At 36.5% G+C, this 14903-nt stretch carries 12 protein-coding genes and 1 pseudogene; 7 read left to right on the top strand and 6 right to left on the bottom strand.

Features of this window, described 5'->3' with window-relative positions; all coding sequences use genetic code 11:
* Nucleotides 1-115: 115 nt before the first annotated feature.
* From cutA to SSOP1_RS10865, 4 genes are all read right to left on the bottom strand, one after another.
* Nucleotides 116-2305, bottom strand: a complete 2190-nt coding sequence (gene cutA / locus SSOP1_RS10880; RefSeq protein ID WP_009989159.1) for a glyceraldehyde dehydrogenase subunit alpha — start codon at nucleotides 2303-2305, stop codon at nucleotides 116-118.
* A gap of 32 nt (nucleotides 2306-2337) precedes the next feature.
* Nucleotides 2338-2703 (bottom strand): DUF2203 domain-containing protein, encoded by a 366-nt coding sequence (locus SSOP1_RS10875; RefSeq protein ID WP_009989160.1) that lies wholly within the window; start codon nucleotides 2701-2703, stop codon nucleotides 2338-2340.
* A gap of 115 nt (nucleotides 2704-2818) precedes the next feature.
* Nucleotides 2819-3253 (bottom strand): hypothetical protein, encoded by a 435-nt coding sequence (locus SSOP1_RS10870; protein ID WP_063492827.1) that lies wholly within the window; start codon nucleotides 3251-3253, stop codon nucleotides 2819-2821.
* A gap of 446 nt (nucleotides 3254-3699) precedes the next feature.
* A complete protein-coding gene (locus SSOP1_RS10865; protein WP_010923788.1) occupies nucleotides 3700-4665 on the bottom strand; it encodes an ISH3-like element ISC1439A family transposase in 966 nt (321 codons plus the stop codon).
* Nucleotides 4666-5091: 426 nt separating this feature from the next.
* Here SSOP1_RS10865 and SSOP1_RS10860 point away from each other — a divergent pair.
* The 3 genes and pseudogenes from SSOP1_RS10860 to SSOP1_RS10850 all read left to right on the top strand — a co-directional run bounded on the left by SSOP1_RS10860 (nucleotide 5092) and on the right by SSOP1_RS10850 (nucleotide 8726).
* Nucleotides 5092-6325, top strand: a pseudogene (locus SSOP1_RS10860) (RNA-guided endonuclease InsQ/TnpB family protein).
* A gap of 87 nt (nucleotides 6326-6412) precedes the next feature.
* A complete protein-coding gene (locus tag SSOP1_RS10855) occupies nucleotides 6413-6682 on the top strand; it encodes a hypothetical protein (RefSeq protein ID WP_124405880.1) in 270 nt (89 codons plus the stop codon).
* A 355-nt stretch (nucleotides 6683-7037) separates the two neighbouring features.
* Nucleotides 7038-8726 (top strand): S9 family peptidase, encoded by a 1689-nt coding sequence (locus SSOP1_RS10850; protein WP_009988338.1) that lies wholly within the window; start codon nucleotides 7038-7040, stop codon nucleotides 8724-8726.
* Nucleotides 8727-8733: 7 nt separating this feature from the next.
* Here SSOP1_RS10850 and SSOP1_RS10845 read toward each other — a convergent pair whose 3' ends face one another.
* Nucleotides 8734-9156, bottom strand: coding sequence for a PaaI family thioesterase (locus SSOP1_RS10845; protein WP_009988336.1), 423 nt, complete (start codon nucleotides 9154-9156; stop codon nucleotides 8734-8736).
* A gap of 28 nt (nucleotides 9157-9184) precedes the next feature.
* On the bottom strand, nucleotides 9185-10345 hold the full coding sequence (locus SSOP1_RS10840; RefSeq protein WP_009988335.1) for an AAA family ATPase: 1161 nt from the start codon (nucleotides 10343-10345) through the stop codon (nucleotides 9185-9187).
* A 756-nt stretch (nucleotides 10346-11101) separates the two neighbouring features.
* Between SSOP1_RS10840 and SSOP1_RS10835 the strand changes: the two genes are divergently transcribed.
* From SSOP1_RS10835 to SSOP1_RS10820, 4 genes are read left to right on the top strand one after another with little or no spacing between them, the layout of a single operon-like run.
* Nucleotides 11102-11509, top strand: a complete 408-nt coding sequence (locus tag SSOP1_RS10835) for a PadR family transcriptional regulator (RefSeq protein ID WP_009988333.1) — start codon at nucleotides 11102-11104, stop codon at nucleotides 11507-11509.
* Complete coding sequence (locus SSOP1_RS10830; RefSeq protein ID WP_009988331.1) at nucleotides 11502-12503, top strand: ATP-binding cassette domain-containing protein; 1002 nt, start codon at nucleotides 11502-11504, stop codon at nucleotides 12501-12503. The genes SSOP1_RS10835 and SSOP1_RS10830 overlap by 8 nt, the downstream gene beginning before the upstream one ends.
* The gene (locus SSOP1_RS10825) at nucleotides 12500-13372 is read left to right on the top strand and encodes an ABC transporter permease (protein ID WP_009988330.1); all 873 of its coding nucleotides are present in this window, start codon (nucleotides 12500-12502) and stop codon (nucleotides 13370-13372) included. Before SSOP1_RS10830 ends, SSOP1_RS10825 begins: the two co-directional genes overlap by 4 nt.
* Before the next feature lie 53 nt (nucleotides 13373-13425).
* On the top strand, nucleotides 13426-14697 hold the full coding sequence (locus SSOP1_RS10820) for an MFS transporter (protein WP_009988328.1): 1272 nt from the start codon (nucleotides 13426-13428) through the stop codon (nucleotides 14695-14697).
* Nucleotides 14698-14903 lie beyond the last annotated feature (206 nt).

Genomic DNA, 14903 nt, shown 5'->3' with positions numbered 1-14903 from the left:
GATTGTTACCTTTTAAAAGCCAAAGTTAAGTAATGAGATAGATCAAGGATAAATATAATAAGATGTGTCTAAGTTTAATCTAGAGTTTTATTTTCAGAGTATATAAATAAAAAATTCATAGCAAATCCTCTAACCTACTCGGCAATCTGGTCAACCTCTTACCTATTGCCTTTTCTATTGCCCTTATCAACGCTGGTGGAGTACCAATAGTTGCACCCTCCCCAATTCCCTTAGCTGGTAAAGGAGCATTGGATTTCCCCTCTTCCATGTACTCCCATTTAATATTAAATGCCTCAACAGCAGTAGGTATTGCGTAATCGAATAGATTTCCAGTTAGTAAATTGCCATTTTCATCGTACACAATTTCTTCCAAAACACTCTCACCAAAGCCTTGAATCACTCCTCCTATAACTTGAGCCTCAGCTAGCATTGGATTAACAACAGTACCTATATCATCGATAGCGTAATAATCTAAAATCTTAACCTTACCGGAATTATCAACCTCAGCTAAAACAACATGTGAACCATAGGGATAAGTTAAATTATCAAATCCGAAATAACCCGTGGCCTCTAACCCAGGTTCCTCCTTATATTCCCAAATACCACCTAGACTAGCCATATTACGTGAGGCAACTTCTTTTAGGCTCATTGTCTTACCAGTCTTAGGATTAATTACCTTACCATCCTTATACTGTAACTCTTGAACATCGGACTTCATGAATTGCGCAGCTAACCTTAGAACCTTATCCTTAACTCTTCTAGCTGCTAACAACGCAGCATTACCAGCTAAAGTTAAACTTCTACTGCCGTAAGTACCAAAACCCTCACCTATGAGAGCAGTATCACCCCAGATCACTTCAACGTCGTCTACACTTATCCCTAACTCATCAGCAACAATTTGAGCAATACCAGTTTCTGCACCTTGACCATGTGGACTAGCACCTATTATAACTTGAACCTTGCCATCAGCCTTAATTCTAACTGAAGCGCTCTCCCAAGGACCAAAGTTATTTTGTTCCAAATAGAATGATAATCCAGCGCTAACTCTCCTACCTTGCTTCCTCAACTCATTAGCCCTCTTCTCAAATTCCCTATAAACCTTCTCAGCATTTTCTAACAATTTTAGGTAATTTCCGGAATCGTATTTTAGCCCAAAAGGATTAACATAAGGTAATTCAGTGATTAAATTCCTTTTTCTAACGTAAATTGGGTCCAATTTCAACTCATCAGCGATAATATCCATTATCCTCTCATAAACGAAAGCAGCCTCTGGTCTACCAGCTCCCCTATACTGGTCTAAAGGAGTCTTATTAGTGTAAACACCATAAGCATTAACCCTTAGATCCCTAACTTTATACGGTCCAGGTAACATTGTAGCTGCTATATCCACTAAGTAAGTTCCATGAGAAGCAGCACCTAAGTCAATAATAGCATCATCTATTATTGCAGTTAAAGTACCATCCCTTTTAGCTCCAAACTTAACCTTATGAATCTGTCCTCTACCATGATACATACCCCTTATATCTTCACTCCTTAATGCAACCCATTTTACTGGTCTCCTATATTGCAAACTAGCGTAAACAGTTATGAAATCCTCAGAATATGGGAATAACTTAGCTCCGAAAGCACCTCCTACATCAGCCTGAATAACCCTTATATCCTTTACCTTGTTACCAAAGGCTGACAATAAATACCTCCTCATGTAATGAGCGGATTGCGTAGAGGCGTAAACTAGCAAACTATCCTCTTGATATACCGAAAGTAAACCTCTAGTTTCCATCGGTGAAGGATAAACTCTTGAAATTTCAAACTTCTCCTCTAATACAATATCCGAATTTGAAAGAGCCTTCTCTGGGTCACCTGAACTGTAAGTCTTCTTATAAGCAATATTACTCCTACCCTCAATAGCCTTAACATCATCCTTTAAAGCCTTCTCTGGGTTAATAACTGCAGGTAACTCTTCATAATCCACTTGAATCAAATCAGCCGCATCAGCAGCAACATACTTATCAGTAGCTAAAATTGCCGCAATAGGATGACCAACATATAAAATCTCGTCCTTAGCCATCGGCCAATTATTAGGTCTGTTCTCAAAAGGAATTGTCAAGCCAGTTATAACTCCGACAACACCATTAACTTTTAACGCATCCCTAACGTCAATATATTTAATTTTAGCGTGGGCCACGTTACTCCTAACGATGTAAAGGTACAAAGTTCCGGGGTACTCAATATCGTCAATATATCTCCCAGAACCAGTAATCAACTTTAAATCCTCTTTCCTTTTTACTCTTTGACCAACGTACATAGGGAATTGTTAAGAGAATTAAATAAATAAATTTAACGTAAACTTAGAATATCCTCATAGCCAGTTAACCTCTTTCTCCCTCTAAATCCCTCGTCCATGTAATGCCAATACGCTATGTCATTCTCGTCTATTTTCCAGCAAAAGAATGCAGGCTTATTATTTATAATAGCTGGAAAATCCACTAAGCCTATATCGATATCTCGTAGTATAATACCTTTAGAGATAATTTCGTCAATAATTTTTTTAGTCTCACTTGCGTATTGTTGTAAAGCATATTTATCACCATTAACCAAAAGAAGCTCAATTTCGTTTTTTATCTTTCTCAATTGTATTAAACGATCTCTAAGCCATGGTAATAACTCTCTAGCGGTTTCAAGGTCAAAATATGGATATTCCACAAATATTAGTATTCGCAAAGGCTTAAATAATAATGTTTATATGGATTAGGGTTAAAAATTTCTCTAAAGTTAGAAAGATTGTATTAAAAAAATTTCACCTTTTTTCTCCTCTTTTTCAGCTTGTGACTATTGCACTTACTGTTACTGTTTCTCCATTAGAAAGTATTAATGTTAGTGAAATAGTAGAACCAACTAGACCCCTTAATGTAGTACTAATGCTGCCTATTGAAATTGTAATTGTATATGTATTTACACCAGCACTTATGGTGGTCATTCCTGATACACTACCTGAGTTTCCGTTTATAAGTACCCCAGTAACTTGTGTGGATGCACCAGTATTCTTTAAAGTAACCGTTAGAGTCAAGGTGCTAGCGCTTAATGTTGCTGTTCCTACTTGTGTCACTGTTCCTTGCCCTGTAAATGCTCCGAATAGCCCAAAAGCAAATCCTACAACCACTAAAGCTATTATCACTGATGCTATTACTAATATTAATGCAGTTACAGCACCTGACAATCCTCTTGCATTCTTTCTTCTACTAGCCATATCCATACCTAATACACTCTACATTATAGTTCTATATAAATCTTTCTTTATAACAGTATCTGTATCTTGATAGTGTCTTCTCATGGTGACCTAATACAACATCAAATAACATGGAGACTACTTATATTTTCAGCTAATATTCTTATTGAGTGATTCTCCTAATCCCTTACAGGTCAGAATGCCTCCCTAGGTTATAATTTGCTAATTTCACATTCAAGCAAGAAGGCAACCTCCAGTGGTGTTTCACCAAATTATTTCATTTGAAAGATATAATATTAGCACTTTCAAAAAGAGATTGATATAGAGAAAAACAATAAAATTATTATGAAACATAACATGTTAAAATAATTTGCAAAAAATATAGCGTACAATTCTAATAATAAGAGGAGAATTCTGAATTTTTCTCACGTGGTGAAAACGACGTGCATAGTCTCCTCTGAACACCGAGAAAGTTAGAGAAGCTTGACGAATGAATCGAAGGACAAAACCTTCTTACACGTGGACTTGAAGTTAAAGAGAAGATGATTCACTAGATTCCACGCAGAATCCAGAACCGTATAATAGAGGAACAAGAAGATCTTATTACTCAACTTCCTAACATACCTTATCCTTGCCTTCCTAACCTTAAAACCCTCCTCAACCTGCCACCTCAACCTATAGAGTTCAGCCAGTTCATAGGGATCTCCCTCGAAGTTCGTTACGAACATGAAGTGCCTCGGCTTTCCCTTAACGTAAACCACATCGTAATAATAAAGCCCTTCAAATTCCAAGACCCTATACGCAACGTAAACCTTGTCCTTAACCTCGTATCTCTTCTCAACTAATGGAACGTTAGATAGTTCCTTGAATCCCTTCAAGTTCGACTTTCCTCTCACAATGGTCTTCACGGGCATTTCCTTGATGACCCCTAGGTTCAAGAATCCGGCGTCAGCTACAACGTAATCTATTTCCATGTATTGGCTTACTTCCCTCACGCTCCTGAGTAGGAACTGTGATGGACTGTCGCTTCTCAAATCTGCTACCTCCACTAGGAGGGGTAACCTTAAGGGATATACGAGGTCCAAGGATCTCATCTTTACTCCTTTTCTCTTCCAGTTGTAGAGTAGAAAGCCCTCTGCTTTTTCTTGTTCCTTTTCTCCCACGGTTAATCCGGTCTCATCTACAGCGACTACGTTGATCTCTCCCTTTACTTCTCTGTAGATTGGGTAGAACTTGAAGGTTCTCTGACCTTTACTAATTACTTTCTCGCCTCGTCTTACTACCTTCAAGTAGTATTTTCCTCTGTTTCCGGTTAGCAAGGATGGTGCTGCTTTCACTATTTCCGGGTCTAGATCTTGAGAGATAACGTTAATATTGTTTGTTGCTAAATTTATAGCGAGGGACTTCAGCTCCGTTTTGGATACTTGTATGGTTTGCATAACGGAGTTATGGAGTCCCTCGCTTTAACCTTTTCTTGTTCATCTCGTCCTTCCACCTACTTTCCTCTATTGATAATACTAGACAAATGGTATTACTCTTTATATATAAACTCGTTTTCTGTTAGTTTCTTCAACAAATATGAAAATTTTTTGCTTCTTGTGTTGAAATAAGCCGATTTTTCTAACTCCGCTCTGATATTTTTCTCTTCCATAGAAATTGTATCATTTTGAGTAAAATTGGTGAAACACCACTGTAGGAAGGGGTTTGGGACATTAATAGTATCACTACTCCTACAACCGTGAGGACTGTCATTAACAATTACACTAATTATAACAGACGGGGGTTCAAAGGGGGCGGAAAACTTCTCTTTGAGATGGATCCCTTTGTAGAAAAGTTAAAATAGGAAAATAACGAAATACACATCAATGCCCACCTTAGGGTTTCGCTTTCGTGCTTACGCTGACGAACAAACCCTTAGGGCGTTAAAAGCCCAGTTGAAGTTAGCGTGCAAAATCTACAACACCTTAAGGTGGGCAGACATATACTTTTATCAGAGGGATGGGAAAGGACTAACGCAGACTGAGTTAAGACAGTTGGCTCTAGATCTGAGAAAACAAGATGATGAGTATAAGCAACTCTATTCTCAAGTAGTTCAACAAATAGCCGACCGTTACTACGAAGCTAGACAGAGGTTTTTCGAAGGTTTAGCACGTTTCCCGAAAGAAAAGAAACCTCACAAATACTACTCCCTTGTCTATCCCCAGTACGGTTGGAAAATACTTCAAGTTAGAGAAATAAGAAAAAGGAAGCAAGAAGAATAAGAAGAAACTAATAACGCTTAAACTATCAAATCTTGGTACGTTCAAGGTAATAGTTCACCGAGACTTTCCCCTTGACAAAGTAAAGAGAATGGTAGTGAAGCTAACAAGATCTGAGAGGATTTACATCACTTTCGTAGTTGATCACGAATTCCCCAAGTTACCTAACACTGGTAAGGAAGTGGCGATAGATGTTGGCATAGAGAAGCTGATCGTAACGTCGGATGGTGAATATTTCCCCAATCTGAGACCTCTTGAAAAGGCGTTATGGAAAGTGAAGCATCTACACAGAGAACTTTCAAGAAAGAAGTTCCTCTCTAATAATTGGTTTAAGGCTAAGGTTAAGCTTGCTAGGGCTTATGAGCATTTGAAGAACTTGAGGAGGGATCTTTACATGAAGTTGGGTAAATGGTTTGCTGAGCATTACGATGTTGCAGTCATGGAGGGTATTCATGTTAAGCAGTTGATAGGTAAGTCATTAAGGTCTCTGAGGAGGAGATTGAGTGACGTCGCGTTCAGCGAGCTTAGAGATTTGATTAAGTATCAGTTGGAGAAATACGGTAAGAAACTCATCCTGGTCAACCCAGCATACACTTCCAAAACTTGTGCTAAGTGCGGGTACGTAAAAGAAGATCTATCACTTTCTGATCGTGTTTTCGTTTGTCCCAACTGTGGTTGGATTGCAGATCGTGACTATAATGCTTCTCTTAACATCTTACGTGGATCGGGGTAGGAGCGACCCTTAGTGCCTGTGGAGCTCCGCCCTCTACCAGTACCAGCACTTCGGTACTGGCATGGCAGAGCTGTGAAGCAGGAAGCTCCCTCATTTATGAGGGGGTAGCTCACCACGTCTATAATAAGTACGATAGTGATGAGGTTTCTATCAAAAATAATAGATATAAAATCCTCACTCCATAGTATAGTAATTATGGAAAATAAAAATACCCTAAAAGAAGTTGAAGACTTCTTAAGGGCAAAAACTAACATATTTAAGGTTAGGAGTTATGTCTACGAGGGAATAATTAAAGTAGATGAATACATCTATAAGGACTTAAAAATAGAACTTTTCTACTGCGATGAAAAATTACGACATATTATAATAAAGAGTAGTGATTTAAATAAGACCTTCAATAACGATGAATCAACCCAGAATATAGCGGAAATTATAGAATATATAGAAGATAAGTTGAAGAAATAACTTTTTAGGCCTTATAAAAGGATCCAAACACTCTCATTCGAGACTTGTCTTCATTTTGTCAAATAATAATTCTCTTTTTATTTCAAGTCTTTTATTTATAGTTTATCGTCAATTAACAAAATCGTTGTCCAAACTCATTACCTTTATTTCAACTAATGTTGAGATGTTCAATTTAGCTTTGTGATCCTTCTAACTCTTCTGGAAAATTCAACAAGTTCACAAACCGTTGGTATTTTGGAAAAGTTCTTAGACTATGATCTAGTGGTATATCCTTTGCCTAAAGCTATAAACTTTCTGAAAGCATTAGTGTTATAAAAAGATATTAATATATATATTGCAAATACAATTCCACTATATGGAGTACTCAGAACTAATAAAGCTGTTAGAGGAAACGGTAAGAATTCCATTTTATGCCATATTAGGTAAGTTAAAGAATAATTTAATATATTTGGCAACATCTGAGGGAGAAATAAGCATCTATGCTCTAATAGGTGGAAAGAATGTAAAGTTAACAAAATCGCCAATAGCAATTTCAACTAGACCAAAATCAAGCCTAGACTTTATACCCTTTGCAAGAGACGTTGAAAAGGGGAAAGAAATTCATGCAATACATATAGCAAATTTGAAAGGAGAGGAATTTCAGATTGAATCGCCAAGGGTTAGAATTTCATCACTGACCTACGATGATAAGCGAATAGTATTCACTGGCTCTTCACAAAATGAAACCTCATTATATGTTATTGAAAATGGGAAATTAAGTAAACTGACTACCATACCACCCTTCTCATTTGTTACCGATGTCAATGAAAAATATATTATAGGTTCAGGGGTATTGAAGGGAAATCCAAGATCACAGGAGTTCTTCATAGCAGATTTTAGTGGGAATATTGAGATATTAACACCAAAGGAAGGAAGTGTAACCAACGCTTACTATCTAATGGGAAATAAAGTTTACTTAATAAGCGATTACGAAACACCAGGGGAATCTTACTGGATTTACATATATGATATAGAGAGTAAGAAGTACGATAGAGTTGAGATCCCTGGATTCGAATTTAAGGCAATAGAAATATATTATGACCCTGAGGATTTGTTAATAATAGCAAAGAAGGATGGTGAATCCAGACTATTTGACAACGGTAAAGAAATTAACACCCCTAAAGGTACAATTAGTGGCGCTACCAGAATTGGCGACGAAATATACTTTTCCCATTCCTCCTTAGTGTCGCCACATAAGATATACAAGGTAAGTAGATATGGGAAGATTGAGGTGGTTGTAGATAATAGGAAGGTTGATGTGGGTGAGGTAGAGTATGTTAAGGTAAAGACGGATGTTGAAGTACCTACTTGGGTTATAAAGAGGAAAATTCCGGGTAATACAATAATTTATATTCATGGAGGCCCTTGGTCTGAGGTTGATAATAGCTGGAATTTACTAATTGCACCTCTAGTATTAGCTGGATATAATGTAATTGCACCTAACTATAGGGGATCGACGGGATATGGGAGTAAATTCATGTTCATGAATATTGGAGATGCTGGAGGCGGTGATTTAAGAGACGTGGTAAAGGTAAGGGATTACGCAATAGAGACTGGAATTACAAATAAAGTAGGAATAATGGGTTATAGTTATGGTGGATATATGACTTTATTGGCAGTAGGAAAAGAACCAGATAAGTGGGATTTCGGTATTGCTGGTGCGGCTGTAGCGGATTGGGTTGAGATGTATGATCTCTCTGATTCCTTGTTTAGGGGGTTCATGGAGATACTATTTAATGGTAAGAATATTGATTTAATGAAGGAAAGGTCTCCTATCACCTATGTTAGGAACGTCAAAGTACCCCTATGCATAATTCACTCTCAAAACGATACTAGAACTCCATTAAATCCAGTAATGAGATATATACAAGAATTGCAAAGAAACGGCAAGACTTACGAATTTCATGTGATACCGAACCTCGGCCACGCTATATATAAGGTAAGTGACGCAATAGATATATTACTTCCGGCCTTAATATTCCTTAAGAAACTAGAGGAACAATAAAAGTGTGCTACTTTGCTTGTACCTTGGTTCTCAAAATATACCATGAACCTATAGCCTTAGCACCCAATTTCCCGTCTGCGTCCTTAAACTCTATTTCGACGACTATTACTGTACTACCTTTTCTAAGAACCTTACCTTCAATTGTGAACGGTCCCTTGTACATTGGTTCTAAAAAGTTGATCTTAAGTTCCTGGGTCACTTGATCCATGGCATCATTTACCGTAAGTGCAGCGAGACCTCCAGTAATATCAATTGCGGACATAATAATACCACCATGTAGAACACCGCCTCTTCTGGTAAATTCTTCTTTATATGGTATCTCCACAACTGCTCTACCTTTTTCCAAATTAATCACCTTTACATCTAGAAATTTAAAAATTTGATCAGCCTTCTTAAAAATTTCTTCAATTGCTTTAATGGGGTCCTCCATGACAAGTAGAATTTAAACGCAAATTGTCTTAAATAATTTGCGTAGAGCTTTTTAAAACCTTAACAATTACCGGATCAATAATAGCATACTTACCTCTTTCTTCTTTAACGATGTAACCACTACCTAATAAGCTCTTCAATCCTTCATTTATACTCGCCCTACTTAACTCCAAACCCTTTAGATCACCTTTACCACCTTTCTCTGCTAGGTATTTCAATATGATTCTAGCATTCTTTCCTAATTTGTTGTACTCCTCTTGAATTATTCCCCTTACAATAGGGTCGTTAAATGTTATATCTTCAATTACTTTCTTAGCACATTCTGATGTAACCTCATTACACTGCAAACTCTTTAATCCGAAATAGTTAAGCCAAGCAGGAATACCATCCAGCTCTTCTATAGCAAGTAATAGAGCGTTATCCTCATAGTCCTTTCCCTCGTCTCTAAAGCCTTGCTTTAAGAAATTAAACGAGGTATTCTTATCAAACTGTTTTACATAAATTGGAAAGAAAAATTGGTAAAATGGTTCCTTTTTATCGTAGAATATTTTTTCTAAAAGACCTACTGAGGAACCGGAAATCACATATGATACTTTATTATGAAATTGCCACTTACTCCTTAATAAGTGGAAAATCCCAGGATAATTTTGAGACGCTAGTTTTAAGTACTGGAACTCATCAATGGCAACTACGATAGTATTTAACCCAAACTCTTCAGCAAGCCTTTCCGGTAATTCTAAAACTTGTGGAATTGACTCCTTAACACCCCCTCTTTTTACGCTATTAAGAAATACTTCTACTTCTACAAGATTAATATTAAACGAGAGCTTAACATACCCTATTAGTTCTCTTAACTTATCAAGTAATTCCTTACCCTTCTGCTTAACTATTTGAGATATTTTCCTTTTTGGGTCCACGTAATTCAAGGTATTGGTTATTAGAAGTGATGAATATAATGATAGAAATGAGACTAGGTCAAAACTTTTACCTTCTATAAAGTCCTCTACAGAGAGATAGACTTTCGGAGTCTCAATAATTTTTAAACTTTTTAAAATTACGGAAGTCTTTCCTATCCTTCTAACGCCAATGATTGCAACTGGTTGTCTTCTATTCATCATTTCAACTAACTGTTTTATCTCATTCTCCCTATCAAAAGGTTCGTCAACTGGTTTACCGAAGATGAATTTCATGGGTACCCGTGAAATATGGGTACCCATACTATTAAAGTTTATCTTTATTAGATTTAGATTATACTTTTATTCAAGAAATAACTCGATTACAAAAGTTTTTGAATTAGTATATGGAACGCACACTTCAAGGATGAGTCACTGGGCTCATGATAAGTTTTTATTTTTAACTAATTAAAGTGGTAAAAGGGTTTTGGCTTCATGGGATTTCATAATATTTAATATTAATCCTCAGACCTTGGGCTTCACCGAAGTCACTGAACTTTTCTCCATTTATCCTTGTCCGCCCCATTATCGGGGTAGTTAAGTACTAACCTCATATAGTAGTCTCTTGGAAATGATGTATGATATATAATGTTTAATCTTTCCAATTATAAAATAAGGTGTATTTATACTATTTACGCTCTAACTATTTACGATTACTTAAATCTCCTTGAGGAGAATCTATCTTGGTATTTAAGGTTTAAGGGATTTGAGATAAATTTACGTAAAGTAATACTTATACTCTTTTAACGATGATAGTTCTATAATTAAATCATAATTATCTATACATTATAGATCGAAATTTCTTTCCTCCTATTTAGTATGAGAATAAGACGACATTAAAATCAGAAAATAAAATAATAAAGAAATAATAAATTATAATATATTTATAATATATTTTAAATTATTGTTAGGACAAACGTAAACGTCTATAACTATTACTATCGAAACTGATAATCCGGCAAATTTAAATTTATTACTATCGAAACTGATAGTATGAGCGAGTTAATAGCTAGACAGAAAGGGAGATTAAGATTAATGACGCTTTGGTTGCTGTGGCAATCCCCTAGAAGAGGTATTGAAATAATTGATGATATTAATAAGATGACGTGGGGATTTTGGAAACCTTCACCTGGTTCCATATATCCACTCCTTAATAAAATGGAAGAAGAAGGAGTCATAGAGAAAACTTCAGATGGTAAATACAAGATTACCGCTAAGGGATCTGAAGAGATTAAGGAATTTTTACCTATCAAACAGATTAATAGTATTGAGGATTCTGTACAAGAACTTGAGGGATTAGCGCAATTCTTTAAAGAAGTTGAAAGGAATAAACTAATCGAATACAAGCACCGGATCATTAGTGCAATAAAGGAAATTGAGGAGGTTGTTAAAAATGCGTAATGTTGCAATAAAGGCTATAAATCTGACTAAGAGATTTGGGAAATTTGTCGCAGTCGATCACATTAACTTCGAAGTATATGAGGGAGAAATATTTGGTTTTCTAGGTCCCAACGGTGCTGGAAAGTCAACTACAATTAAAATGTTAACTACAGTATTGAAACCATCTGAGGGTACTGCGACGGTTAGTGGATATGATGTAATAAAACAGCCTGCATTAGTTAGACAATCAATTGGTGTAGTTCCGCAAGAATACACAGCAGATGAAGACTTAACCGGTTGGGAAAACATGATGATGATGGCAGGACTTTATGGAATTCCGAAAAGAATAGCAGAGGAGAGAGCTAAGGAGTTACTTGAGATGGTTGAGTTAACCTATGCAGCTAAGAGAAAAGTGGAGACATACTCTGGTGGAATGAGGAGGAGATTAGAAATTGCAATGTCGCTAATAAGTAGGCCTAGAATATTGTTCTTAGACGAACCAACGTTAGGTTTAGATGCACAAACAAGGGCCGCAATATGGCAATACATAATGAAACTCAAGGAGGAATACAAAATGACAATTTTCGTGACAACACATTATTTAGAAGAGGCGGATATGTACGGAGATAGAATTGCGATCATTGATAAAGGAAAGATCTTGGCAATAGGAAGCCCTAAGGAATTGAAGGAAAAGGTTGGTGGAGATGTGGTTTCGCTTCAAACCAGTAATGATGAACTAGCCATTAAGATAATATCTTCATCAAAGGATGGCATCTTGGATGTGAGAAAAGCTAGTGATGGTATTAGAATTAAGGTTAGAAATGGTGAGGAGAAAGCCCCCGAGATATTGGAATCTCTGGTTAAGAATGGAATTAAGGTCAGTAGAATGTCAATAACTGAACCCACTATGGATGAAGTGTACATGGAGTTTACTGGAAAGAGCCTAAGAGATGAAGAGGCAAGTGCTCAAGAAATGTTTGCGTTTAGAAGAACTATGAGGAGGGCCAGAACATGATAGAGGAAGAAAGAAATAACTATTCTGTTTTCCACGGTTTGTGGACTTTAGCATCTAGGGAACTGAAGAAGTGGTATAAGGCACCCGTAATACTCCTCCTTTCATTAATACAGCCAATATTCTGGATAGGAATATTCGGTAAGGCAATGAATTTAGGCAGTATCTTCACAGAAACCACCTTTAATATACCTGGTTTAACAATACCAAAGCAAGTATTAGACCAAATAGGTTTAGAGATACTTAAACAGACCTTCGGAACTACTGATTACTTCTCCTTCCTAGCTGCAGGGATGCTATCTTTCATAGTGTTATTTACATCAATGCAGAGTGGTATGTCAATAGTTTGGGATAGAAGATTAGGAGTACTTGATAGAATTCTAACTACCCCAGTTCCTAGAGGAAACATAATAATAGGTAAGGTACTTTCTGCGGTAATAAGATCATTAGTGCAAGCTACAATTGTCCTTGTAGTTGCAGTACTGCTCGGAATGACTTTTGCACCAGAAATTAACCCTCTTGACTTCCTAGGAGTCTACGCTGCATTGTTCCTAATGTCCTTCGGCTTATCTTCATTATTTCTAATGCTAGCTCTGAGAGCTACTAGTTGGGAATCACAAATGGCTATAATGAATTTACTAAACCTACCATTACTCTTTACCAGCAACGCATTCTATCCAGTAAAATCAATGCCGTATTGGTTAAAGCCAGTAGCCTACATTAATCCATTAACGTATTCTAATGGGGTTGCGAGAGGGATGTTACTGGGAATAAGTACTAATCTTGCTATAGACTTTCTCTATCTAGGATTATTTGCCATAATATTATCTACAATAGGTATAGTACTGTCTTGGAAATACCTCTCGAAGTAAAATCTTTTTCTCATAGAAACACTTTTATTTTATAAAATAACGAAATAATATTAATGAGCTACTTCGACAACATACCGCTATCAGTAAGAATTAGGACATTCATAGTAACTTCTGCGGGGTTTTTACTAGATGGTTATGATCTAAACTCAATATCATTTGCAGCCACAATAATATTGAAGGAGTTTTCCTTAACAACAGTTAAGTACGGCTTACTACTAGCAGCGTCACTAATCGGTATGATACCTGGATCAATAGTGTTTGGATGGTTATCAGATAAGATGGGTAGAAGTAAAATAATGGGACTTGATCTTTTCTTCTTTTTAGTTTTTGGTATTTTAACTGCAATTTCCCAAAATTTTGTCGAACTTTTCATCTCAAGGTTATTATTGGGAATAGGAATAGGGGGAGACTATCCAATAAGCAGCACATTAATGTCTGAGCTCTCACCTTCTAGATCTAGGGGAAGATATTTGACTGGATCAGTAGCTATGTATTGGGTTGGTGTTGCAATATCAGGGATTGCGACGCTATTTTTATTACCTACTGGGAGTTACTTCTGGAGGTACGTATTCCTTATAGGTGCCTTAATATCGGTACCAATAATTCTCCTGAGGCTTAGATTAATTGAGTCTCCAAGATGGCTCGTTTCTACTGGAAAGGCCAATATTAAGGAAATAAATAGGGAAATAGAGAATAAGGGAGTTAGAGGCGTGGTTGATTTATTTAAAGGGAAATTACTAAAAATTACATTTTTTGTAACTAGTGTCTGGTTTTTATTTGACGTCGCAGCTTACGGAATTGGATTATATTATCCAGCTTTACTTGAGGAATTTGCATTTCCGTCAAAGTACGAAGTAGTACTTGGAACTTTGGCCATAGCTGCAGCTTCTGTTTTAGGGTACATTATTGCAGAGCTTCTTGTCGACTCTTTAGGAAGAAGAGTAGTATTACTAGTTGGACTAGGTTTTATGACGTTGTTACTGTACTTAGGTGGGATTTACAAATTTACTGGAGGAATATTGGTGCCATATTTTATGTCATTTGTTGCGTTAGAGCAGTGGGCTGGTGCAGTAACCCTATTCTATCCAACAGAACTATATCCAACACCAGTTAGAGCGATTGGACAAGGGTTTGCTACTGCAATTAGCAGAGTTGGCTCTGTTCTTGGTGTATTCTACTTTCCAATATTAACTAAACAGATGGGGTTTTTCAACTCCTTAATAATGTTTGGTTCAGTATGTTTAATAGCATTTATAATTTCAATACTCTTAAGCAAAGAAACAGCTAAAAAACCATTAGAAGTAACCTCCGAGGGAGTTAAATAATTTCTTTAAAATGTAATTAATGCGTTTTTCTTGTAATTCTTTATTTATAATAAGTGGTTATCTAGATCTAATTATTAGTGGCAAAAGAACGACAAGCATTACCATCCATAATGGTGTGAAGTTTTTAATGTTACATTCTTTAAAACACTGCGGATGGGGGAAAGCTCAAGACGATGGGTATAGGTTAAGTGTCCCCGCACCATATC

The organism is Saccharolobus solfataricus (genome assembly GCF_900079115.1).
Classification (GTDB): Archaea; Thermoproteota; Thermoprotei_A; order Sulfolobales; family Sulfolobaceae; genus Saccharolobus; species Saccharolobus solfataricus.
The sequence above is the reverse complement of the archived record's forward strand: the minus strand, read 5'-3'. Positions and strand labels throughout refer to the sequence as shown.